20 protein-coding genes, 1 tRNA gene and 1 pseudogene are annotated in these 22,344 nt (G+C 70.3%); 2 read left to right on the top strand and 20 right to left on the bottom strand.

The window, feature by feature from the left end:
• Positions 1–16: 16 nt before the first annotated feature.
• The 13 genes from AB0M99_RS20455 to AB0M99_RS20395 form a co-directional block, all read right to left on the bottom strand.
• On the bottom strand, positions 17–646 hold the full coding sequence (locus AB0M99_RS20455; protein WP_365922311.1) for a protein-tyrosine-phosphatase: 630 nt from the start codon (positions 644–646) through the stop codon (positions 17–19).
• Entirely contained in the window at positions 643–1,290 is a 648-nt protein-coding gene (locus AB0M99_RS20450; protein WP_356649338.1) for an L-threonylcarbamoyladenylate synthase, read from the bottom strand. The genes AB0M99_RS20455 and AB0M99_RS20450 overlap by 4 nt, the downstream gene beginning before the upstream one ends.
• Before the next feature lie 49 nt (positions 1,291–1,339).
• Positions 1,340–2,185, bottom strand: coding sequence for a peptide chain release factor N(5)-glutamine methyltransferase (gene prmC, locus AB0M99_RS20445; RefSeq protein WP_249767811.1), 846 nt, complete (start codon positions 2,183–2,185; stop codon positions 1,340–1,342).
• 72 nt (positions 2,186–2,257) lie between these two features.
• Positions 2,258–3,337: a peptide chain release factor 1 gene (gene prfA, locus AB0M99_RS20440; protein WP_365922308.1), complete on the bottom strand. Its 1,080-nt coding sequence runs from the start codon at positions 3,335–3,337 to the stop codon at positions 2,258–2,260.
• Between the two features lie 109 nt (positions 3,338–3,446).
• Positions 3,447–3,662 carry a 50S ribosomal protein L31 gene (rpmE, locus tag AB0M99_RS20435; RefSeq protein WP_214954960.1) on the bottom strand — a complete coding sequence of 72 codons (216 nt, stop codon included), beginning with the start codon at positions 3,660–3,662 and terminating at the stop codon, positions 3,447–3,449.
• A gap of 162 nt (positions 3,663–3,824) precedes the next feature.
• Entirely contained in the window at positions 3,825–4,925 is a 1,101-nt protein-coding gene (locus tag AB0M99_RS20430; RefSeq protein ID WP_365922306.1) for an LCP family protein, read from the bottom strand.
• A gap of 370 nt (positions 4,926–5,295) precedes the next feature.
• Complete coding sequence (rho, locus tag AB0M99_RS20425; RefSeq protein ID WP_365922304.1) at positions 5,296–7,401, bottom strand: transcription termination factor Rho; 2,106 nt, start codon at positions 7,399–7,401, stop codon at positions 5,296–5,298.
• 445 nt (positions 7,402–7,846) lie between these two features.
• Entirely contained in the window at positions 7,847–8,773 is a 927-nt protein-coding gene (thrB, locus tag AB0M99_RS20420) for a homoserine kinase (RefSeq protein ID WP_365922302.1), read from the bottom strand.
• A 318-nt stretch (positions 8,774–9,091) separates the two neighbouring features.
• Complete coding sequence (gene thrC, locus AB0M99_RS20415) at positions 9,092–10,162, bottom strand: threonine synthase (RefSeq protein WP_365922300.1); 1,071 nt, start codon at positions 10,160–10,162, stop codon at positions 9,092–9,094.
• Between the two features lie 6 nt (positions 10,163–10,168).
• Complete coding sequence (locus tag AB0M99_RS20410; RefSeq protein WP_365922298.1) at positions 10,169–11,473, bottom strand: homoserine dehydrogenase; 1,305 nt, start codon at positions 11,471–11,473, stop codon at positions 10,169–10,171.
• A gap of 124 nt (positions 11,474–11,597) precedes the next feature.
• The gene (gene lysA / locus AB0M99_RS20405) at positions 11,598–12,989 is read right to left on the bottom strand and encodes a diaminopimelate decarboxylase (protein ID WP_365922296.1); all 1,392 of its coding nucleotides are present in this window, start codon (positions 12,987–12,989) and stop codon (positions 11,598–11,600) included.
• Between the two features lie 37 nt (positions 12,990–13,026).
• On the bottom strand, positions 13,027–14,067 hold the full coding sequence (gene nrtL, locus AB0M99_RS20400) for an ArgS-related anticodon-binding protein NrtL (protein ID WP_365922294.1): 1,041 nt from the start codon (positions 14,065–14,067) through the stop codon (positions 13,027–13,029).
• 68 nt (positions 14,068–14,135) lie between these two features.
• On the bottom strand, positions 14,136–14,606 hold the full coding sequence (locus AB0M99_RS20395; RefSeq protein ID WP_365922292.1) for a response regulator: 471 nt from the start codon (positions 14,604–14,606) through the stop codon (positions 14,136–14,138).
• A gap of 105 nt (positions 14,607–14,711) precedes the next feature.
• On the opposite strand from AB0M99_RS20395, the gene AB0M99_RS20390 reads away from it, so the two are divergent.
• Positions 14,712–14,783, top strand: a tRNA-Arg gene (locus AB0M99_RS20390).
• Positions 14,784–14,961: 178 nt separating this feature from the next.
• Here the strand turns inward: AB0M99_RS20390 and AB0M99_RS20385 are convergent.
• The 7 genes and pseudogenes from AB0M99_RS20385 to AB0M99_RS20355 all read right to left on the bottom strand — a co-directional run bounded on the left by AB0M99_RS20385 (position 14,962) and on the right by AB0M99_RS20355 (position 21,634).
• Positions 14,962–15,768, bottom strand: a complete 807-nt coding sequence (locus tag AB0M99_RS20385) for an HNH endonuclease (protein WP_365922290.1) — start codon at positions 15,766–15,768, stop codon at positions 14,962–14,964.
• A gap of 234 nt (positions 15,769–16,002) precedes the next feature.
• On the bottom strand, positions 16,003–17,454 hold the full coding sequence (locus AB0M99_RS20380; protein WP_365922288.1) for a site-specific integrase: 1,452 nt from the start codon (positions 17,452–17,454) through the stop codon (positions 16,003–16,005).
• Positions 17,451–17,642, bottom strand: coding sequence for a helix-turn-helix domain-containing protein (locus AB0M99_RS20375; RefSeq protein WP_285340459.1), 192 nt, complete (start codon positions 17,640–17,642; stop codon positions 17,451–17,453). The genes AB0M99_RS20380 and AB0M99_RS20375 overlap by 4 nt, the downstream gene beginning before the upstream one ends.
• 288 nt (positions 17,643–17,930) lie before the next feature.
• Positions 17,931–19,085 (bottom strand): annotated as a pseudogene (locus AB0M99_RS20370) (DUF3631 domain-containing protein); the annotation flags it as partial.
• Between the two features lie 346 nt (positions 19,086–19,431).
• Positions 19,432–20,334, bottom strand: a complete 903-nt coding sequence (locus AB0M99_RS20365; RefSeq protein ID WP_365922286.1) for a bifunctional DNA primase/polymerase — start codon at positions 20,332–20,334, stop codon at positions 19,432–19,434.
• Entirely contained in the window at positions 20,331–20,960 is a 630-nt protein-coding gene (locus AB0M99_RS20360) for a DNA cytosine methyltransferase (protein WP_365922284.1), read from the bottom strand. Before AB0M99_RS20360 ends, AB0M99_RS20365 begins: the two co-directional genes overlap by 4 nt.
• The gene (locus tag AB0M99_RS20355; RefSeq protein WP_365922282.1) at positions 20,957–21,634 is read right to left on the bottom strand and encodes an SAM-dependent methyltransferase; all 678 of its coding nucleotides are present in this window, start codon (positions 21,632–21,634) and stop codon (positions 20,957–20,959) included. Before AB0M99_RS20355 ends, AB0M99_RS20360 begins: the two co-directional genes overlap by 4 nt.
• Before the next feature lie 102 nt (positions 21,635–21,736).
• On the opposite strand from AB0M99_RS20355, the gene AB0M99_RS20350 reads away from it, so the two are divergent.
• Positions 21,737–22,294 carry a hypothetical protein gene (locus AB0M99_RS20350; RefSeq protein ID WP_365922280.1) on the top strand — a complete coding sequence of 186 codons (558 nt, stop codon included), beginning with the start codon at positions 21,737–21,739 and terminating at the stop codon, positions 22,292–22,294.
• The last annotated feature ends 50 nt before the right edge of the window (positions 22,295–22,344 follow it).

Here is a 22,344-nt window from a genome sequence, read left to right as displayed (position 1 = left end):
GGCTCCGCGCAGCGGCCTACCGCGACGCGGTGACGCCCGTCAGGGCCGTGACCACGGGCTCCAGGGCCTGGTTGATCTCGTCGCCGATCGAGCGGAAGAAGGTGATCGGCGCGCCGTACGGGTCGTACACCTCGTCCGCGTCCGGCGAGGGCGCCAGCAGCCAGCCCCGCAGGGCGGCGGCGGCGCGGACCAGCGCGCGCGCCCGTTCGGCCATGCCGTCGTCCAGCGGCGGGAGCGTCGCCGGGTCTATCGCCCGGACCAGCCGGGTGAACTCCTTCAGCGTGAAGGTGCGCAGCCCCGCCGAGTGGCCCATCGAGATGACCTGCGCGCGGTGGTCGCGCGTGGCCGTGAGGACCAGGTCCGCCCGTATGACGTGCTCGTCGAGCAGCTCCCGCCCCGTGAAGCCGGAGGCGTCCGCGCCGAAGTCCGCCAGCACGGCGGCCGCGTTCGCCTCCATCGGGGCACCTTCGTGCCCCCACGTCCCGGCGCTCTCCACGATGAGGTCACCCGTGACCAGCCCGCCCAGGCGGTGCGACAGGGCGTGCCGCGTCAGCCGCTCGGTGATCGGCGAGCGGCACACGTTGCCGGTGCTGACGTGGAGTATGCGGAAAGTGTCACTCGCTATGCCACGCCCCTCAGGGCTCACGGGGCCACCTCGAGGTCGGGTACGACCTCCCGCAGCTGCTCGGCGGTCAGCGCCCCCTCCCGCAGCAGGACGGGAACCTTCCCGGTGACATCGACGATCGACGACGGCTGCATCCCCGGAGTCGGACCACCGTCCAGGTACACGGAGACGGAGTCCCCCAGCATCTCGCGGGCCGCGTCGCAGTCCTCCGGCGCCGGGTGCCCGGTCAGGTTCGCCGAGGACACCGCCATCGGCCCGACCTCGGTCAGCAGCTCGATCGCGACGGGGTGCAGCGGCATCCGTACGGCCACGGTCCCGCGGGTCTCCCCCAGGTCCCACGCCAGCGACGGCTGGTGCTTGGCGACGAGCGTCAGCGCGCCCGGCCAGAAGGCGTCGACGAGCTCCCAGGCCTGCTCGGAGAAGTCCGTGACCAGGCCGTGCAGGGTGTTCGGGGAGCCGATGAGGACGGGGGTGGGCATGTTGCGGCCGCGCCCCTTGGCGGCGAGCAGGTCACCGACGGCCTCGGCGCTGAAGGCGTCCGCGCCGATCCCGTACAGGGTGTCGGTGGGCAGCACGACGAGCTCGCCGCGGCGCACGGCGGATGCGGCTTCGCGCAGGCCCGTCTTGCGGTCCGTCGCGTCGTTGCAGTCGTATCGCCGGGCCATCAGCGGGCCTCCTCGTGCAGCAGGGGGGTGGCGGGATTCGTCGCGCCGGTCACGGCAGTGCCTTGCGGGCCGTCGCGAAGCGCGGGCGGTTGTTCAGGTCCGGGTGGTCGGCCGCGTCGGCCCAGCCGCGCTCGTCGGCGAAGATCCACGGGACCTGGCCGCCCTGGGTGTCGGCGTGCTCGATGACGACGATGCCGCCGGGCCGCAGCAGCCGGTGCGCGGTGCGCTCGATGCCGCGGATGGTGTCGAGGCCGTCCTCGCCGGAGAACAGCGCCATCTCGGGATCGTGGTCCCGGGCCTCCGGGGCGACGTACTCCCACTCGGTGAGCGGGATGTACGGCGGGTTGGAGATGACCAGGTCGACCTGTCCGTCGAGCTCGGGCAGCGCGCTGAGCGCGTCGCCCTGGTGGACGGTGACCCGGGAGCCCTCGGCGTTCTTGCGCGTCCACCGCAGGGCGTCCTCGGACAGCTCCACCGCGTGCACGCGCGAGCGCGGCACCTCCTGCGCCATGGCGAGCGCGATGGCGCCGGAGCCGGTGCACAGGTCGACGATCAGCGGCTCGACGACGTCCATCGCCCGGACGGCCTGTATGGCCCAGTCCACGACCGACTCGGTCTCGGGCCGGGGCACGAAGACCCCGGGCCCGACCTGGAGCTCCAGGTACCGGAAGAAGGCACGGCCGGTGATGTGCTGGAGCGGCTCGCGCGCCTCGCGGCGGGCGACGGCCTCCCAGTAGCGGGCGTCGAAGTCCGCGTCCTTGACGTGGTGCAGTTCCCCCCGCTTGACGCCGTGCACGAAGGCCGCGAGCTCCTCCGCGTCGAAGCGCGGTGAGGGCACGCCGGCGGCGGCCAGCCGCTGAGTGGCCTGGGCCACCTCGGCAAGCAGCAAGTTCACGCTGGTCCTCCGGGCTGCTGTCGTACGGGGGGTGGTGCTGGGGTCAGGCAGGGCCGGGCTGGGCCGGGCCGGTCAGTGCGCGGCCGCGAGCTTCGCGGCGGAGTCGGTGTCGACGCAGGCCTGGATGACCGAGTCGAGGTCGCCGTCGAGCACCTGGTCCAAGTTGTACGCCTTGAAGCCGGTCCGGTGGTCCGAGATCCGGTTTTCCGGGTAGTTGTACGTCCGGATCTTCTCGGAGCGGTCCACGGAGCGCACCTGGCTGCGGCGCACGTCGGAGGCCTCCTGCTCGGCGGCTTCCTGGGCGGCGGCCAGCAGGCGCGAGCGCAGGATGCGCATCGCCTGCTCCTTGTTCTGGAGCTGGCTCTTCTCGTTCTGGCAGGAGGCGACCACACCGGTCGGGATGTGCGTGATGCGCACGGCCGAGTCGGTGGTGTTGACGGACTGGCCGCCGGGGCCCGAGGAGCGGTACACGTCGATGCGGAGGTCGTTCATGTTGATCTCGACCTCGACCTCCTCGGCCTCCGGGGTGACGAGCACGCCGGCGGCGGAGGTGTGGATGCGGCCCTGGGACTCGGTGGCCGGAACGCGCTGGACGCGGTGCACGCCGCCCTCGTACTTCAGGCGGGCCCAGACGCCCTGGCCGGGCTCGGTGGCGCCGTTGCCGCCCTTGGTGCGGACGGAGACCTGGACGTCCTTGTAGCCGCCGAGCTCGGACTCGGTGGCGTCGATGATCTCGGTCTTCCAGCCCACGCGCTCGGCGTAGCGCAGGTACATGCGCAGCAGGTCGCCGGCGAACAGGGCGGACTCGTCGCCGCCCGCGCCCGCCTTGACCTCCAGGAGCACGTCCTTGTCGTCGCTGGGGTCGCGCGGGACGAGCAGCAGGCGGAGCTTCTCGGTGAGCTCTTCGCGCTGCGCGCTCAGTTCCTTGGCCTCGGCGGCGAAGTCCGGGTCGTCGGCCGCGAGCTCCTTGGCCGTCTCGATGTCCTCGGCCGACTGCTTCCACGCACGGAAGGTCGCGACGATCGGGGTCAGCTCCGCGTAGCGCTTGTTCAGCTTGCGCGCGTTGGCCTGATCGGAGTGGACCGACGGGTCGGCGAGCTTAATCTCAAGATCGGCGTGCTCGCCGACCAGTTCCTCGACCGCCTCGAACATCGGGGGCTCCTGTGGTGAAAGTACGAAAAAGGGCTGCGGGACGAGAAAGGCGCCGGTCCGGCCGCCCCCGTATCGACAGGGTGCAGCCGGATCCGACGCCTGAGGCTCGCTACTTCTGTGCAGCCTTGCCGAAGCGGGCCTCGAAGCGGGCCACACGGCCACCGGTGTCGAGGATCTTCTGCTTGCCCGTGTAGAACGGGTGGCACTCGGAGCAGACCTCGGCACGGATGGTGCCTTCGGTCAGGGTGCTACGGGTGGTGAACGACGCGCCACAGGTGCAGCTGACCTGGGTCTCGACGTACTCGGGGTGAACATCGCGCTTCAAGGTGTCTCCTAGATTCGGGAGGGCGCCGGGTCGCAGGAGCCGAATTGCGCGCTGCGTGAACCGGGGCCGACAGACCAGTCTGCCAGGACCGGGCTGCCTGTCAAAATTCTGAGGACGCCTCCCTCAACAGGAGGGGTCCGGCATCTATTCCTGGCCGCCGCGCTAGGAGACGACGGCGCCCGCCGTTCCCTTGTCCCCGGCGGAATTCACGGTGGCCTCGGCGGGGATCGCCTGCTCGGCCAGCAGCGCGTCCCAGACCATCTTGGACTCCTTGACCAGCGGGACCACGCGGTTGGGATCACGCGGGTCGGTGGTCACGGGCAGGGTGATCATCTGCATGTTCTGGGCGTCGATGCCCTGGAGGCCCTGGGCGAAGCCCATCAGCGACTTCACGTCGCCGAGCGCCTTGTCCGTGGTCAGCGCCTTGGTGGCGGTGTCGGCGAGGTCGAGCAGCCGCTTCGGGTTGTCGAACAGGCCGATGCCCTTGACCTGCTTGATCAGCGCCTTGATGAAGGCCTGCTGGAGCTGTATTCGGCCCAGGTCGCTGCCGTCGCCGATGGTCTTGCGGGTCCGTACCAGGCCCAGGGCCTGCTCACCGCCCAGCCGGTTGGTGCCGGCCTTGAGGTCGAGGTGGCTGGCCCCGTCCTTGATCGGCTTGGTCGTGGTCACTTCGACGCCGCCGAGGTTGTCGATGATCTTCTTGAAGCCCGTGAAGTCGACTTCCAGGTAGTGGTCCATGCGGATCCCCGACATCTTCTCCACCGTCTTGACCGCACAGGCGGCCCCGCCGATGGTGAACGACTCGTTGAACTGCGAGCGCGAGCTGCCGGGGTCGGTCTTCCCGTTCGGCATCGTGCAGGAGGGCCGGTTCACCATGGTGTCGCGGGGTATCGAGACGACGCTGGCCTTCTGGTGGCCCTCGTACAGGTGGACGATCATCGCGGTGTCGGAGCGGGCGGAGCCGCCGTCGTCGGCGCCGTACTCGCTGTTGGCCCCGCCCCGGGAGTCCGAGCCGAGGACGAGGATGTCCATCGACCCGTTGTCGATGTTCTGCGGGCGGTCCTTGCCGAGGGCCTGGTCGATGTCGACGGTCTTCAGGTTGCCGTTCAGCTTGAAGTAGAAGTAGCCGAGCCCCACCCCGCCCAGCAGGACCACGCCCGCGGCGCACCACGCGGCGATGACGAGGGCCCTGCGACGCTTCGGCGGCTTCCGTCGCCGCCGGCCTGCGGCGCGCGTACCGCGGCCGCTGCTGTCCTGGCTCATGCTCTCCCTCTGTCCGTCCTGGGTCCGCTTGACCGGCCGGGGTCCGCCCTTGCCTCCCCGGCGCCGCCCCCTGACACAGACGGACGAACGCTCTCCAGGGTTCCACGGCCCCGACGGGCGCAAAAACACCGCAATCCGGCGAACCGACCGGCATAAACACCGCGTAATGCCACACCCACCTGCGGTTTCGGTACGGGACGCCGGGCGGCGGCCCCGGATTCACCCGGTCCGGGATTGTGGCGAAGGTCGCACAGGGGCCGAAAGAGCCGGAAACCCGAAAAACGGCGGAAACTCCGGAAAACGCACGGCCGCCCCCGCCGCGGGTGCGGCGGGGGCGGCCGTGGTGGCGCCGTGGTGCTGCGCGGGGACGTCAGTCGTCGTTCTTGCCCGACGGGGTCGTCTTGGCGATCTGCATCAGGAACTCGGCGTTCGACTTCGTCTGCTTCATCTTGTCGAGGAGCAGCTCGATGGCCTGCTGCGAGTCGAGCGCGTGCAGCACCCGGCGCAGCTTCCAGACGATGGCGAGCTCTTCCGCGTTGAGGAGGATCTCCTCCTTGCGGGTGCCCGACGGGTCGACGTCGACGGCCGGGAAGATGCGCTTGTCGGCGAGCTTCCGGTCGAGCTTGAGCTCCATGTTGCCGGTGCCCTTGAACTCCTCGAAGATCACCTCGTCCATGCGCGAGCCGGTGTCGACCAGCGCGGTGGCCAGGATGGTCAGCGAGCCGCCGTCCTCGATGTTGCGCGCGGCACCGAAGAAGCGCTTCGGCGGGTACAGCGCGGTCGAGTCGACACCACCGGACAGGATGCGGCCGGAGGCGGGAGCCGCGAGGTTGTACGCGCGGCCCAGACGGGTGATGGAGTCCAGCAGGACGACCACGTCGTGACCCAGCTCGACGAGGCGCTTGGCGCGCTCGATGGCCAGCTCGGCGACGGTGGTGTGGTCCTCGGCCGGGCGGTCGAAGGTCGAGGAGATGACCTCGCCCTTGACCGACCGCTGCATGTCGGTGACCTCTTCCGGACGCTCGTCGACCAGGACGACCATCAGGTGGCACTCGGGGTTGTTGGTGGTGATCGCGTTGGCGATCGCCTGCATGATCATGGTCTTGCCGGTCTTCGGCGGGGCCACGATCAGGCCTCGCTGGCCCTTGCCGATCGGCGACACGAGGTCGATGATGCGGGTGGTCAGCACGCCCGGGTCGGTCTCCAGACGGAGCCGGTCCTGCGGGTAGAGCGGGGTCAGCTTCTGGAACTCCGGTCGGCCGCGGCCGGATTCGGGCGCCATGCCGTTCACCGAGTCGAGGCGCACGAGCGCGTTGAACTTCTCGCGGCGCTCACCGTCCTTGGGCTGGCGGACCGCACCGGTGGTGTGGTCGCCCTTGCGCAGACCCGCCTTGCGGACCTGGGCGAGGGAGACGTACACGTCGTTCGGGCCCGGCAGGTAGCCGGAGGTCCGGATGAACGCGTAGTTGTCGAGGATGTCGAGGATGCCCGCGACGGGGATCAGGACGTCGTCGTCGGCGACCTGCGGCTCGTTCGGGGCGAACTCGTCGCGGCCACGACGGCCACGGCGGTCGCGGTAGCGGCCGCGACGGCCACGGCGGCCGCCCTCGTCGTCGAAGTCGTCCTGGGGGCCGTTGTCCTGACGGTCCTGCCGGCCCTGCTGGCCCTGGTTCTGGCCCTGGCCCTGGCCGCGGCCGCCCTGCTGCTGGCGGTCCTGGCGGTCGGCGCGGTCCTGGCGGCCGCCGCCCTGGCCGGCCTGGCCCTGACCGGCCTGACCCTGGCCGCCCTGACCCTGGCCGCCCTGGCCCTGGTCGTCGGCCTTGGCGCCACGGTCACGGCGGTCGCGCTGGCGGTCGCCGCGCTCCGCACGGTCCCCGCGGTCACGGCGGTCGCGGCGTCCGCGGCCCTCGCCGTCCTGGGCCTGGCCCTGGGCGGAGACGGCGGTGGCGGCCTCTGCCTTGGCGTCGGCCTGGGCGGTGGCGGCGGCCGTCTCGGTCTTCTGCTCGACCTGGACGGCGGCGGGGGCCGAGGCCTCCGGGCTGCCGGAGGGCGCGGTGGCCCGACGGCGGCGGCGCTCGCCGGCCGGGGCGTCCTCGCTGGCGGGCTGGCCCGGGATGTCGATCTGGGCCTGCGCGGCAGGCTTCTCGGCGGGCGCCTCGGCGGCCTCGCCCGTACGGGCCTTGCTGGTGGCGCGACGCTTCGGCTTGGCCTCGGCGGTGTCGGCGGCGGCGGAAGCCGCGGCCTTGGGGGCGCTGCCGCCCTGCGCCTCCTTGATGACCTCGATCAGCTGGCTCTTGCGCATCCGCGCGGTGCCCCTGATGCCGAGGCCCGACGCGACCTGCTGCAGCTCGGCCAGGACCATGCCCTCGAGGCCGGTGCCGGTGCGGCGGCGCTTGGTCGGCGCGGCGCCCTCGGCGGGGGCACTGGTGCCGACATTGGTGTCGGCAGCGCCCATCAGATCGGTGGTGTCGCTCACGAAGGGTCCTTCCCTGGAGCGGACGTCGGCCTGTCTGGCTCGGCGACCGGTTGTGCTGTCCGACAACGGACCATGACCTGATGGGGCATGGACCGCGGCCGGGGCGGTGGTCCGCCGATGGAGGTACGACGGCGGAGAGAAACGTGCGTGGGTGGTTCCGGCGAGAAGCCCCCGAGCTGGAAGCGTGGGAATGTCACGCCGATTCCGGAGCGTGCTCGAAAACTGCTGGCAGCGATCAAAGCAGTCGGGGAGGCTCCCGGAAGAAAGGTGGTCCCTGATAGGGACACTGAGCACCAAGCCATGGCGGCTTCGGATGCGCACTTGACACTAACACTACCGGATCCAACAGACATTCCCCCTCTCAGTCACCGGCAATCGCCCTTCCGTGAGCGGGCGGCCTGCCCCGGCCGCCCGCCCCTGACCGGCCATGTCCCTACGACACGGACTAGCCGCCCTGGGTGCCCAGCGGAAGTACGCTCGCGCCCGCGGCGTCGAGTGCGAGCCGGTTGGCCGCCCACCCCTCGCCCGCGAGCTGCGCGACCTTGTCGGCCGCGCCGTTGTCGACCAGCGCGAGGACCGTGGGGCCCGCGCCGGAGATGACCGCGGGGATGCCGTCCGCCCGCAGCCGGGCGACGAGTGCCACGCTCTCGGGCATCGCCGGGGACCGGTACTCCTGGTGGAGCCGGTCTTCGGTGGCCGCCAGCAGCAGCTCGGGACGCCTGGTCAGGGCCTCTACGAGCAGGGCCGCGCGGCCCGCGTTGACGGCCGCGTCCACGTGCGGGACGGAGCGCGGCAGCAGGCCGCGCGCGGTCTCGGTCAGGACGGGCTTGGAGGGCACGAAGACCACCGGAACGATGGAATCGGCGGGCTCCATGCGGATCGCCTTGGCGCTGCCCCCGTCCATCCACGCCAGGGTGAAGCCGCCGAGCAGACAGGCGGCGACGTTGTCGGGGTGGCCCTCGATCTCCGTGGCGAGCTCCAGCAGCGCCGCGTCGTCGAGCTTGGCCTCGCCGCCTATGGTCACGGCGCGGGCGGCGACGATTCCGGCGCAGATGGCGGCGGAGGAGGAGCCGAGGCCGCGGCCGTGCGGGATGCGGTTGGCGCAGACGACCTCCAGGCCGCGCGGCTGGCCGCCCAGCAGGTCGAAGGCGGTGCGCATGGAGCGTACGAGCAGGTGGCTCTCGTCCCGCGGGAGGGTGTCGGCACCTTCACCCGCGATGTCGATGTTCAGGCCGGAATCGGCCACGCGGACGACGACATCGTCGTAGAGCCCCAGGGCCAGGCCGAGGGTGTCGAAACCCGGGCCGAGGTTGGCACTGCTGGCGGGGACGCGCACCCGTACGGCGGCGGCGCGGAACGCTGGACCGGCCATCGTCCGATGACACTCCTTGTGACTGTGCGAGATCTTCGCTCTTCGCTGGCTCGCTGCGAATGTACTGGAGAACGTACGACACCCGAAGGCCCTGTGGGCAGCACCGCGGTCATATGCGCGGTGGCGGATGTAAGTACAGCGTATCGAAGGAAGGTTCTCATCCGACATAGGGCGCACAGGAGGCGCACGATGCGTGTCGCGAACTTCCGCTGAATCGCGTTGACTTTTGGTGTCGTACGGAACTTACGGGTCGTACTGGTCGTACGGCCTCGGTGGCCGGATTCCGGGAGCTTCCGGAATCCGGCGACCGGGCGTGGGTCAGACGAGACCGAGGCGGACGGCGGCCGCTTCGGCGTCGACGGGAACGGTGACGGGCTGCGGAGCGCCCGCGACCGCCCAGTCGGGGTCCTTCAGGCCGTTGCCGGTGACGGTGCACACGATCTTCTGACCGGGGTCGACGAGGCCCAGCTCGGCGGCCTTCAGCAGACCGGCCACGGAAGCGGCCGAGGCGGGCTCGACGAAGACGCCCTCCTGCGCGGCCAACAGCCGGTAGGCGGCGAGGATCTGACGGTCCGTCACTTCGTCGATGAAGCCGCCCGACTCGTCGCGCGCGGCCAGCGCGTAGTCCCAGGAGGCCGGGTTGCCGATGCGGATCGCGGTGGCGATGGTGTGCGGCTCCTTGACAACCTCACCGCGCACGATGGGCGCGGAGCCGGAGGCCTGGAAACCCCACACGCGGGGCGTACGGGAGGCCAGGCCGTCGGCCTTGTACTCCTTGAACCCCTTCCAGTACGCGGTGATGTTGCCGGCGTTGCCGACGGGCAGCACGTGGATGTCGGGGGCGTCGCCGAGCGCGTCGACGATCTCGAACGCAGCCGTCTTCTGGCCCTCGATGCGCACCGGGTTGACGGAATTGACCAGCGCCACCGGGTAGTTGTCGGACAGCGCGCGGGCGAGGTCCAGGCAGTCGTCGAAGTTGCCGTCGACCTGGAGGATCTTGGCGCCGTGGACCAGGGCCTGGCCCATCTTGCCGAGCGCGATCTTGCCGCGGGGCACGAGGACCGCGCTGACCATGCCGGCGCGCACCGCGTACGCGGCGGCGGAGGCCGAGGTGTTGCCCGTGGAGGCGCAGATGACGGCCTTGGCGCCGTCCTCCTTGGCCTTGGTGATGGCCATGGTCATGCCGCGGTCCTTGAAGGACCCGGTGGGGTTGGCCCCCTCGACCTTGAGGTGCACCTCGCAGCCGGTGCGCTCGGAGAGCACCTGCGCGGGAACGAGGGGAGTGCCGCCCTCACGGAGCGTGACCACGGGAGTGGCGTCCGTCACCGGCAGGCGGTCCCGGTACTCCTCGATGATGCCGCGCCACTGGTGGGTGCGATTGCTGCTCATGGGTCCTTACTCCCCTTCAACACGCATGATGCTGGCGACACCGCGGACGGTGTCCAGCTTCCGCAGCGCCGTGACGACCCCGGAGAGGGCCGCGTCGGGCGCGCGGTGGGTGACGACGACGAGGGAGGCCTCAGTGCCGCCCCCGTCCTGACGACCTTGCTGCCTTACGGTGTCGATCGAGACACCGTGCTCCGCGAATACCGTCGCCACCTGGGCGAGCACGCCCGGCTTGTCGGCCACATCGAGGCTGATGTGGTAGCGGGTGACGACGTCTCCTATGGGGCTGACCGGCAGCTGGGTGTACGCCGACTCGCCGGGCCCCGTTGCCTCGGCGAGCTTGTTGCGGCAGACGGCGACGAGGTCGCCCAGGACCGCCGAGGCGGTCGGAGCGCCGCCCGCGCCGGGCCCGTAGAACATGAGCCGCCCGGCGGCCTCCGCCTCGACGAAGACGGCGTTGTACGCCTCGCGGACGGAGGCGAGCGGGTGGCTGAGCGGGATCATCGCCGGGTGGACGCGGGCGGTGACGGACTCGCCGTCCTCGGCGCGCTCCAGGATGGCGAGGAGCTTGATGGTGCAGCCCATGCGCTTCGCGGAGGCGAAGTCGGCGGCGCTGACCTCGGTCATGCCCTCGCGGTAGACGTCGTCGAGGCGGGCCCGGGTGTGGAACGCGATGCCGGCCAGGATCGCGGCCTTGGCTGCGGCGTCGTAGCCCTCCACGTCGGCGGTGGGGTCGGCCTCGGCGTACCCGAGGGCGGTGGCCTCGTCGAGCGCTTCCTGGTAGCCCGCGCCGGTGGAGTCCATCTTGTCGAGGATGAAGTTCGTCGTGCCGTTGACGATGCCCATCACCCGGTTGATCTTGTCGCCGGCGAGGGACTCGCGCATCGGGCGGACCAGCGGGATCGCGCCGGCGACGGCGGCCTCGTAGTAGAGGTCCAGCCCGGCGGCCTCGGCGGCGGCGTGCAGCGAGGCGCCGTCCTGGGCGAGGAGGGCCTTGTTCGCCGAGACGACGGAGATGCCGTTCTCGAAGGCGGTGGTGATCAGGGTGCGGGCGGGCTCGATGCCGCCGATGACCTCGATGGCCACGTCGATGTCGCCGCGTTTGAGCAGCGCGGTCGCATCGGTGGTGACGAGCGCCGGGTCGATGCCCTCGCGCACCTTGGAGGGACGGCGCACGGCGACGCCGGCGAGCTCGACGGGCACGCCGATCCTGGCTGTCAGATCGTCGGCGTGCGTCGTCATGATGCGCGCCACCTCTGAGCCGACCACTCCACAGCCCAGCAGCGCCACCTTCAGCGGACGCGTACGCATCATTCGACCTACGCCTTTCGATCTTTCTTCGCTACCTTGCGCACGGTTTGTACGCCAGGTGTGAACCAGTCTCACTCAATGGACAGCAGTTTCCACCTTCGGTCCATTGAGTGAGACGTCTATTTCATCATCCGAGGTCCAGAGACAGGAGATCTTCTTCCGTCTCGCGCCGGACGATGACCCGGGCCTGCCCGTCGCGCACGGCGACGACGGGCGGGCGGAGCGCGTGGTTGTAGTTGCTGGCCATCGAGCGGCAGTACGCGCCGGTGGCGGGCACGGCGAGCAGGTCGCCGGGGGCGAGGTCGGCGGGCAGGAACGCGTCCTTGACGACGATGTCGCCGCTCTCGCAGTGCTTGCCGACGACGCGGACCAGCATGGGCTCGGCGTCGGAGACGCGGGAGACGAGGGAGACCCCGTACTCGGCGTCGTAGAGCGCGGTACGGATGTTGTCGGACATGCCGCCGTCGACGGAGACGTACGTCCGGAGCCCTTCGAGCGGCTTGATGGTGCCGACCTCGTACAGGGTGAAGGCGGTCGGGCCGACGATGGCGCGGCCGGGCTCGACGGAGATGCGGGGCGCGCGCAGGCCGGCGCTCTCGCACTCGCGGGCGACGATCTCGTGCAGGGCCTTGGCGATCTCGTGCGGCTCGCGGGGGTCGTCGGCGGAGGTGTACGCGATGCCGAGGCCGCCGCCGAGGTCGATCTCGGGCAGCTCGACGCCGTGCTCGTCGCGTACGGCGGCCAGGAGCTGGACGACGCGCTTGGCCGAGACCTCGAAGCCGGCCATGTCGAAGATCTGCGAGCCGATGTGGGAGTGGACGCCGAGCAGTTCCAGCGAGTCGTGCCCGAGGGCGCGGCGTACGGCCTCGGCGGCGGACCCGTCGGCGACGGCGATCCCGAACTTCTGGTCCTCGTGCGCGGTCGCGATGAACTCGTGCGTGTGCGCTTCCACGCCCACGGTCACCCGGATCTGCACGGGCTGGCGCACGCCGAGCTCGCGGGCGATGTGCGCGACGCGGGCGATCTCCTGGAAGGAGTCGAGGACGATGCGCCCCACTCCGGCCTCGACGGCCCGGCGGATCTCGCGCTCGGACTTGTTGTTGCCGTGGTACGCGATCTGCGCGGCGGGCATCTCGGCGGCGAGGGCGGTGGTCAGCTCCCCGCTGGAGCAGACGTCGAGATTCAGCCCTTCTTCCCGCAGCCACTTCACGACGGCCTTGGAGAGGAACGCCTTGCCGGCGTAGAAGACGTCGGCGTCGGGGCCGAAGGCGTGCGCCCAGGCCCGGCAGCGCCGGCGGAAGTCCTCTTCGTCGAGGAAGTAGGCGGGGGTCCCGAACTCCTGGGCGAGCCGGGTGACTTCGATCCCGCCCACGCAGGCGACGCCCGCGCTGTTGCGCGTGACGGTCCGCGCCCACACCTTCTCGTCGAGGACGTTCAGGTCGGCGGGCGGCGGGGAGTAGTGGCCCTCGGGCAGCACATCGGCGTGGCGGGGGCCGGCGGGGTGCGCGGAACGGCTCATCGGTATCTCTCTTCACAGATCACAGGGATCACGGGGATCACAGGCAGTCGGGAGCGTCGATGCCGAGCAGGGCCAGGCCGCCGGCCAGCACCGTTCCGGCGGCTTCGGCAAGAGCCAGCCGGGCGCGGTGGGCGGCCGAGGGTTTCTCGTCCCCCTTGGGCAGGACGCGGTACTGGAAGTCGAGCAGGGCGTCGGCCAGCTCGACGAGATGCCTGACGAGCCGCTCGGGCGCACGGTGGTGCGCGGCGGCTTCGAGTACGAGGGGGTAGTCGCGCAGCGCGCGCAGGAGCGGGGCGGCGGCGTCGTCGCCGTCGTCCGTGAAGTCCCCGGGCTCGGAGCGGAAGGCGAGGTCGGCGGCGTTGCGCGAGAGGGCCCGGGATCGGGCGTGGGCGTACCTGACGCGGAAGAACTCGCTGGACTCGTCCTGGACGAGCAGCCGCGCGGAGAACACCGGGGTCTCCTGCGGCGGCACGCAGAGCATGGCCCAGGCGGCGGCGTCCGCACCGTAGGCCGCCCGTACGTCACCGTCGCGGCGGGCGACGGGGGCGACGGGGAGGGGGCCGGCAGGGAGGGGGGCGGCGCCCAGCCCCAGACCCTGGCTGTCGCTCTGGCCCTGGCTGTCGCGCACTCGCTGCACGGCGGCCCGTACGACACCGGCACGCAGCTCGGGCAGCTCGGGTGGCTCGGGGCAGGCGTCGGGGGCGTCGTCGGGGGCGTCGTCGGGGGCCGGGACGAACCCGTACCGCGCCCCGCGCTCCCGTACGTCGCGCACGAGGTCGGCGACGGAGGCCGGGGCCATGACGAAGTTCAGGAACCCCGGGCCGGTGATCTCCACGCGCTCGATGCCGGGCTCCCCGGCCAGGCGGCGGGCCAGTACGTCCGCGACGCGCCCCGGGACGAGGGCGGCACTCTTGGCCAGTTGGAGGGCGACCGGGGTCGCGTACTCCCCCACCCCGCCGGGCCGGGTCCGCTCGACGACGACCCGCGCGGGCACGGCCGCATCCGCGGGCAGCTCCCCGTCCTCGACGGCGCAGCGCACGGCGCGCACGACGGTACGGGAGAGGTCGGCGGGGGTCACGTGCCCCAGCCTAGGGGAGAAGCCCCCACGTCACGCGAATGGTTTCGCCATGTGGAACGGGCCGACGCCTAGCCCCTCCCCCGCCCGGCGGGGGTGCCCATCCGCTCGCGGCGGTCCCGGCGCTCGATGAGCCGCCGTACGACCCGTACCAGCTCGGCGGGCTCGAAGGGCTTGGCCAAAAACGCATCCACCCCGGCGGCGATCCCGGCCTCCACCTCGTGCTGCGTACAGGCACTGACGATGGCGACGGGCAGGTGCCGCGTCCGCGGATCGGCCCGCAGCTGAGCGGCCGTACCGAACCCGTCCAGCCGGGGCATGACCACATCAAGGGTGATCGCGTCCGGGTTGACCCGGTGCACGATGTCCAGACACTCGGCACCATCGTTCGCGGTCACGACCTCGAAGCCCTCCAGCTCGAGATTGACCTTGATCAGCTGCCGGATGACCTTGTTGTCGTCAACAACAAGCACCCGGCGCGAGGCGCCTGGCACAACTCGAGAGTAGGTCCGCCCCGGCCCCCGCGTCCGGGTTTTTGCCACTTCCACCCCCTCCGAGCGACCGACCCCCCTCTCCCCTGCAAACCGTTTCTGATCACCCCGCGGAAGCTGGTAGTGTTCAACCCGTCGCCGCAACGCGAACGACGCGCCCCCGTAGCTCAGGGGATAGAGCAACGGCCTCCGGAGCCGTGTGCGCAGGTTCGAATCCTGCCGGGGGCACTTCTGTTGGACCAGCGTGAAATATCCGCTGATCTGCACAAGTGCCAAGTATGAAGACCTGGACCCAGTCCCACTGAGTCCAGGTCTTTGTCGTTGTTATGCACGGCGCGTGATAGACCTGCGATAGAGGTTCCCAGCGGGGCGGTCCCGCGCCCCGCTGAACCCGACCGCAGTCACCTTAGGCGGCGCCCTCACCCTTCCTGCGGCGCTTACGTGCAGCCTCAAGGGCATTAACAGCCGCCCGCGGGCCCTCCGCCGGCCAAGGCTCCCAGTGCCGGAGCGCGTAGTAGCTCACCGTGCGCTTGCCCTCCTTCCGGCGCCAGGCGTCAATCTTCCAACCCAGCGAGCGCAGGTCGCGCAGGCGGCGTGTCGGGTCCCCCTGGTTCTCATCGCGCGCAACAAGGTTGATCAGGTCGACCGAGACGTCTTGACCCTGCTTGGCCTTCAAAAGTTCACCGATGCGCAGGTGGACGTCCTCCTGGGAGATCGCCGCCTTGATGGCCGGGCCGTCCGCGTCGTGATCGGCGAACATCGCCTGCTTCTCGTTGTTGCACTGCCGACACAGGGGCTGGAGGTTCTCAAGCTCGTTGTCCCCTCCCAAGTCGAGCGGGACCTTGTGGTCCAGCTCCAGCTTCACACCGTCTTCCTTGGGCGTCCGACCGCACTGCGCGCACCGATTCCCGTAGTTATGGAACACCGCTGCCCGGATCGCACCCCTGACGGTCGTTCTGCGCGTCCTGTCTTCCGCCTGCGGGTGCCAGCCCTTGAGTACGTAGACGGGCCGACGCTGCCCAGGGAGCTTCACCAGGTCGATCTCAAAGTGCGTGCGCAACTCCCGGAGGCGCCGACCCGTGTGCTCGTTCGCCGCGCCGATGACCTCCTCCACGCGCTGCCGTATGGCCAGCATGTCCAGCGGGGCCTCGCGGGTCTCATGGAGCAGTCCGTAGATGGCAGACGTCTCCGCGTTCGACACAAGCGCGGCCAATTCGGCGCTTCCAGGCTCCGGAAGCTTACGAGCAGTCACAACAACCCCCCAAGATCGGCAACTCGACGACCAGAACATGCCATCCGGCATGGATCTTGTCAAGCCGCAATCTCACCAACGACCCTTTTCCTGCAAGCCATCCCCCCACCCGATCACAAGATGTTGCCGCCGGATTCCGGCGGCAACATGCTCACTGCCCCGCCTACCGATGGCCACTGGCAGGCTTCTCGGCCGTCACCCAGACCAGTCCAGCTCAGCCTCGATCTTGCGGTTCATGGCCTCCTCCTGGCCGTAGATACAGCCCTCATACACACGGTGGATCACCTCGGGTGAGTTACCGACCCGACGGGCGACCTCAGCCACGGGCACCCCGGCGTTCAGCCAGGTCGTGATGCAGGTGTGCCGAAGGTCGTACGGCCTCCCGCCGAGGATGGATGCCTCGAGGTCCGGCGGGAGTGCGTACTCCCGGGAGTCCTTCCAGACCCGCCAGTACGTGCTGCTGCCGACGAGACCGAGCCGCTCGTTCGTGAAGAGCCGGCCGTCCTTGGCCGTGCCGAACTCCTTCAGGTGGGCTCGGAGCATGGCGACCAGCGGCGGCGGGATCGGGACCGGCCTGTCGTCCTTGGCCTCCCGAGACTTCAACCCACGCTTGTCGTGGCGCTCCCCGCTGTCCGTCCACTGCTTGCCCGACACAGGGTGCGTGTCCCGGAGGGTGAGCGTCCCCCATCCCTTCTCGGGGAGGTAGCAGTCCGACTTTCGCAGCCCAACGGCCTCACTCGGGCGGAGCGCCGCGAAGTACATCACCGCGTAGAACGCCACCAGACGGCGCCCCTTCTTTCGGTCCCACGTGCCGACATACGAAACCGCGGCGAGCAACTGAGCGGCTTGGGCCTTGTTCACGAGAACGCGCGGGTCGACACGATCCGATGAAGAGATCTTCACCTTCTTGAGCACGGCAAGAGGGTTCTCAACCAGGAGCTTTCGCTCGATCGCGTATTCCACGGCGGTGTTCAAGGCGCGGCGCCTACGCCGGGACGTCTCCCCCGCCGCAGGCGTCCCGTCCAGCTTGAAAGAAAGCCGGTACTGGACGTCTCGCAGGGTCTTCGGATCTTCCAGCGCGGAAACCAGTAGCGACTTCTCCGAAAGCCACTGATGAGCATCTTCGAGTTCGGCCGGCGGCTCCAACTCGGCGTTTGCCGGGACGACCGCCCATCGCAGAGCGAGGCGCAGCTCTTCCACCTCGGGCATCTGCTTGTCCTGGTCCACCATGGCCAGGGTCACCGCAGCGAGACCATCCGCGATGCCCTCACGTGTCTTGGCAGCAGCCGTAGGCCAGCGCATGGCCATGTACTCACGGCAGAACGTGAACCAGGAAAGTTCCTCACGAGCGTCCGCAGGCTCTGCGGCCTGCGCGGCGGCCCGTACTTCGGACTCAGGCAGCCCGTCCTTGATGCGAAACGCCTCGCCCCGCTTCATGGCCAACCACAACTCGGACCGGCGACTCCCTGCAAGCGCCACGGTGGCGAAGGTCTTACTGCTCACCTTGCCGCCGACAATCCAGCGGAGCTGATAAGGGCGGGTCTTGCTCTGCGCCTTGGTCACATTCCACAGACGGACATCGAGGGAAAACCCTTCCGGGTCCGAGCTATCGTTCTGCTTGGACCCGGAATCGGCGTCTTTCGTCACGCGGATTCCTCCCGCATCTCCAGCCAACGGACCAGCTCGGATCGGCGGATACGCACAGACCCATTGGGGAGCTTGATGGCCTTAGGGCCCTTCTTGCACTGCCTCCAGCGATAGAACGTGGCTCGCGGAACACCGATCTCTTCGACCACCTGCGGGATGGTCAGCATTTCGTCGCGGGGCTTGGCCACAGCGAGGCTCCTTGAGTTCGTGAACATCTGGCAATGGGAAGCTCCCTCGCTTCCCCCTCTAGAGGTCCGCTACCGCCGCTACTCCGCTACCGCGCAGGTCAGGGGCGGTGTTTTGGTAGCGGATGGGGTAGCGGTAGCGGATGAGTGCCGCCACCGGCCCGGGGTGCGCTCGGGCCGGTGGCGGGTCGTGGGTAGCGGATCTTTGCCGCTACCCAGGGGTGTTGCCGCTACCTCGGCAGGTGCTCTGACCTGCGAGGTAGCGGCGGTAGCGGCGGTAGCGGACTTTCAGGAACCGGGGGGCGGGCAGTACCTGCTCCAGGCGTCGGCGAGGTCGTCGGCGTAGTAGCCCTTCAGCACGGTCCCGCCGGTCTTGATGTTCCGCGCGACGATCGGCCGGTTGCTGCCGGTCATGTACTCGCGGAGCATCTGGCCGAGTCCGCGGGCGTCGAGGGGGCGGCCGTTCATGTCGCCCCAGGGGGCTTCGTCCAGGGAGCGGAGCTGTTCGAGGACGGCGGCGGTGGGCAGGCGGGGGATGTCGCCGAAGACGTGGTCGCGCAGATCGGTCAGGAGCCGGATTCCGAGGCTGGCCTTGTCGTCGCTCTCGGCGGCGGTGACCAGCTCCAGGCACGCGGCGCGGGCGCGGTCGGGCCAGTCCCCGCCGGCCGCGTCGGCGACGGCGAGGAGGGGCTCCCAGACGTCGGCCGGCCGGTCGGTGACCCCGTCGGGCATGACGGGGAAGGCGCCGGTGATGCGGTCGCGGATGTTGTCGGCCCAGGTGGCGAGCCGGTCCCTGAGGGCGTGGCCCTCTGCGGTGTGGAGGCGTGCGCGGAACGGTTCGACCTTCTCGGAGCGGGCGCGGCGGCGCATGCGGATGACGACGGAGCGGGTCAGGATCGTGTCGGGCAGGTTCCCCAGCCCGGCGACGGCGAGCGCACAGTACGAGGGGAACCCCACGACGGACTGGTTGCCGGCGCCGTCGCTGACGCACCGGTAGGTGACGCCGGAGCGGCGGTGGCCGGCGTTGATGAACCCGCGCAGTTCCTCGTTCTCCCCGGCCTTGGGGCCGAAGACGGTGTCGATCTCGTCGAACAGGATCGTCGGGCGCCCCTCGCCGCCGGAGACCGCGCGGAAGAGCGCGGCGGGGGAGGCGTTGACCGCCACCATCGGCGCCGGGACGAGGGTTTCCACGATCTCCAGCGCGCGGGACTTGCCCGATCCGGGCTCCGGGGAGAGGAACGCGATCCGCGGCGTGGCGTCGAACGCTTCGAGGAGGTGGGCGTGCGCGTCCCACAGGGCGACGGCGACGTAGGCGGCTTCGCTGGGGAAGACGTTGAAGCGGCGGTGGAAGGCTTCCACCGCGTCGAGGAGGGCCGCCCCCTCCGGTACCTGCTCCGACTCCTCGGGGGTGCTGGTGTGGGCGGGGTGGATGGTGGTGAGGGTCATGCGGCGGCACTCCTATCGTCGGCCCGCAGGGGGCAGGTGCTGCGGTGGTCGGTGTGGCGCTGGACGAGCGCGAGGATCTGCCGGGGCCCGTACGCGGTCTCGTCACGTCCGCAGGCGCAGACCGAGCGCGCGGAGGGGACCGCCCCGTGTGGGGCGCGGATGTGGAGTGTGGCGACGATGTACCGGCCGTCCGACGCCGGGCGCGGGTCAGGGCGAACAGATGAAGGGACGCCTTCGGCGATGACCTTCGGCGCGCCACTGCCGTCCGTGGCCGGGCCCGGTCCGGCGGAGCTGAGCCCGGCCGGTGTGGGGGTAGGGCTGTTAGCCGGGGGGTGTTCGCGGGCGCTCATGCCGTCCGCCGGGTGGCGGGGTTGTTGCGGATGGACCAGTTGAGGGCGCTGGTGATGGCGGAGCGGTACTCGTAAGGCTTCAGACCGGCCGCTTCCGCCCCCCGGCTAAGAGCCTCCTCCACCACCATCCGGTCGAGGTCGCCGGACGCGACCAGCCGCCCCAAAGCCCGCGCCGCCCTGACCAGCACCTTGTTGCGGGTCCCGTCGGGGGCGCCTACGACGTTCGCCTCCTCGTTGCGCAGGGCCGCGCTGGCGTAAGCGGCGCGGCGCCCGGCGGGCCTTTCGACGAGGGGGTAGATGGGGGTGGCCTTGATGCGGGGCGGTTCGGTGATCTTGGCGTGCACCCACCCGGGGAGCGGGGCGACGGGCCGGTCGTTGGTGATGGTGTAGGTGCCGGTGGGGGTGGCGCTGCCGGGGGCGACGACGTATCCGCCCCAGGCACGGTGGTCGATGTGCCGGCCGAGGATGTCCTGGTTGGAACGGACTTTGGAGCCAGGCGGGGCGGCGAAGTACAGATGCAGGCCGCCGGACGGCGTGGTCACCGTGAACGTCGGCGGCAGCTGCTCGCCCATCGCCCGGCACAGGGCGTCGAGGATCTGCGTGCCGCTGAGGGTGCCGGGCGGGTCGGACGGCTTGGGCGGGTCGAGGTCGATCACGACCAGCCCGGCAGGCCCCGTCGCCAGCCCCACGTTGTACGCCCTGGTGGCCCAGGCGGTCCGGATCCGGTCGGGGTTGGTGGTGGCCCGCTGCTCGGGCTTGGCGTGCCTGCCCGCGCAGGCCCCGGTGCCGGGGCACCGGTCCTCGCGGTGGAGGGCGTTGACCTTGGAGCCGGGGCGGAGGGGGAACACCGGCCAGCCCCGGTCGGCGGTGGCGAGGGCGGCGTACAGGAGGTGGTTCATGCAGCGGCCCTCGTCTCGTGGGTGAGGTACTGGGTGGCGATCCAGTGGGTGTAGGCCGGGGGTACGGCCTGGCGGGCTTCGGTCTTGTTCATCCAGGTGCAGCCCATGGAGTCGGCGTAGGCGCGTTCGCCCTTGTGCTGGAAGGCGAGGAGGTTCTTGTGGTGCCAGCAGGGGGGCAGGAGGTCTCCGCCGCCGCCCCAGGAGGTTTCGAAGGTGCGGTGGCGGCGGACGTTGAGCCCGAACTGGGAGCCGCACAGCAGGTAGTCAGGCCTGAGGGGTGCTTCGGGGACGTTCTCGATGACCCACGGGATGCCGGATTCCTGGAGGCGTTGGCGGCCGGGGGTGAGGAGGTCGGGGTGCTGGGTGCGGTCGCCGCGCCAGGCGGTGACGCGGGCGAAGTGCTGGCAGGGCCAGGAGGCGTGGATGAGGTCGAAGCCGTCGAGGGGGAAGGTGAGGGCGTCGGCCTGGTGGAAGGTGAAGGGGTAGTTCGGCTGGGGCCGGTTGTCGACGCCGGTGACGTCGAATCCGGCGAGGTAGTAGCCCATGGACAGGCCGCCGGCACCGCAGCACAGGTCCAGCACCTTCAGCCCGTTCGGGCGACGCAGCGGTAACACCGTCGTGTTCATGCGGCCACCGCCGCGGCGCCGAGCTGGGCGAGGGCCTGGGCTCCGATGTGCTGGGTGTAGGCCGGGGGGATGCACTCGCGGATCCCGTCGCGGTTCATCCAGGGGACGTCCATGACCTGGCGGGCCAGGCCGACGCCGGAGAAGTTCCCGACGAACTGCCCGTACCAGCCGTCGGGGATGGGACGGCCCATCTTGGCCTGCGGGGCGGTGTGGGCGGGGTGCGGGGGCGGGGTGAGGGTGAAGCCGCCGCCGGTCTCGAAGTACCGGTGCCGGTAGGTCTGGAGCCCGAACATCGCGCCGCAGAGCATCACCGGCTCGCGCAGCTTGTGGGCGGCCCCACGGACGTTCTCCATGACCCAGGGGTGGCCGGTGGCGTTGAGGGCGTCGCGGGTGGGGCCGATGAGGTCGGGGTGGGTGTTGCCCTGGATGCGCTGGCACTCGGAGTCGTGCTGGCAGGGCGGGGAGGCGTGGATGAAGTCGAAGTCGGCGCCGAACGTGCGGATGAAGGCGACGGCCTCGGCCTGGTGGAAGCCGAGGGGGTAGCGGGGCTGGGCGTCCTTGTCGACGCCAGTCACCTCGAACCCGGCCCGGTGGTAGCCCATGCCAGCGCCGCCCTGGCAGCAGAACGCGTCCAGGATCCTGGGCGGCTGCCCGATGTCAGTGGGATGGGTCATGCTGGATGCCTCCAGTTCAGTGGAAAGGGCTGGATAGGGGGCAGCCGGTCTTTGCGAGAGGGTGGCTGCCCCCGGCCTTTGTTTCTGGCGTGAGGGGGCGTTGTGACGACGGCTTGGCTGGTGCTGGCAGTGGGCGACGAGCGGCAGCACGGGGGAAACGACGGGTACGACGACGACCCGTCGCAGCACTACAGCTGGGACGACACCGTCCCCAACCACGCCAACTTGGCGGTGGGCGACGTGATCGCCCTGTGGGACAAGAAGCAGCTGCTCGGCCTTGGGAAGATCTCCGCGATCGAGACCGGCAGCGCGGTCAAGACCCTCTACTTCTGTCCGGCCTGCAAGAAGGCGGACTTCAAGCGCCGCAAGCGGCTCAAGCCCACCTGCTTGTGCAACAAGTGCGGCGCCGAGTTCGAGGAACCGGGCAGCAAGACCAAGCCGGTCATCACCTACCGGTCACGGCACGGGGAAACGTGGATGGACGGCCGTGGGCTGCTGACCGGCCCCCAGGTCAGGGACCTGGCCGACTCGCCCCGCTCCCAGCTGAGCATGCGCCCGGCCAGGTGGGAGAAGCTGCGTGACGCTCTCCTGGATGCTGACGGAGCAGACCTCGATGTGAACCGCCCCGGGTTCCATAGAGATCTCAGACTGTGGTTGTGACCTGGGGTTTCGTGAGTTCGGTGTAGTAGTTGGCTTCGTATTCGACGGGC

This window comes from Streptomyces sp. NPDC051183, assembly GCF_040682455.1.
Taxonomy (GTDB): domain Bacteria; phylum Actinomycetota; class Actinomycetes; order Streptomycetales; family Streptomycetaceae; genus Streptomyces.
Note: the sequence above shows the minus strand (reverse complement) of the source record. Positions and strands in the feature narration are given on the sequence as shown.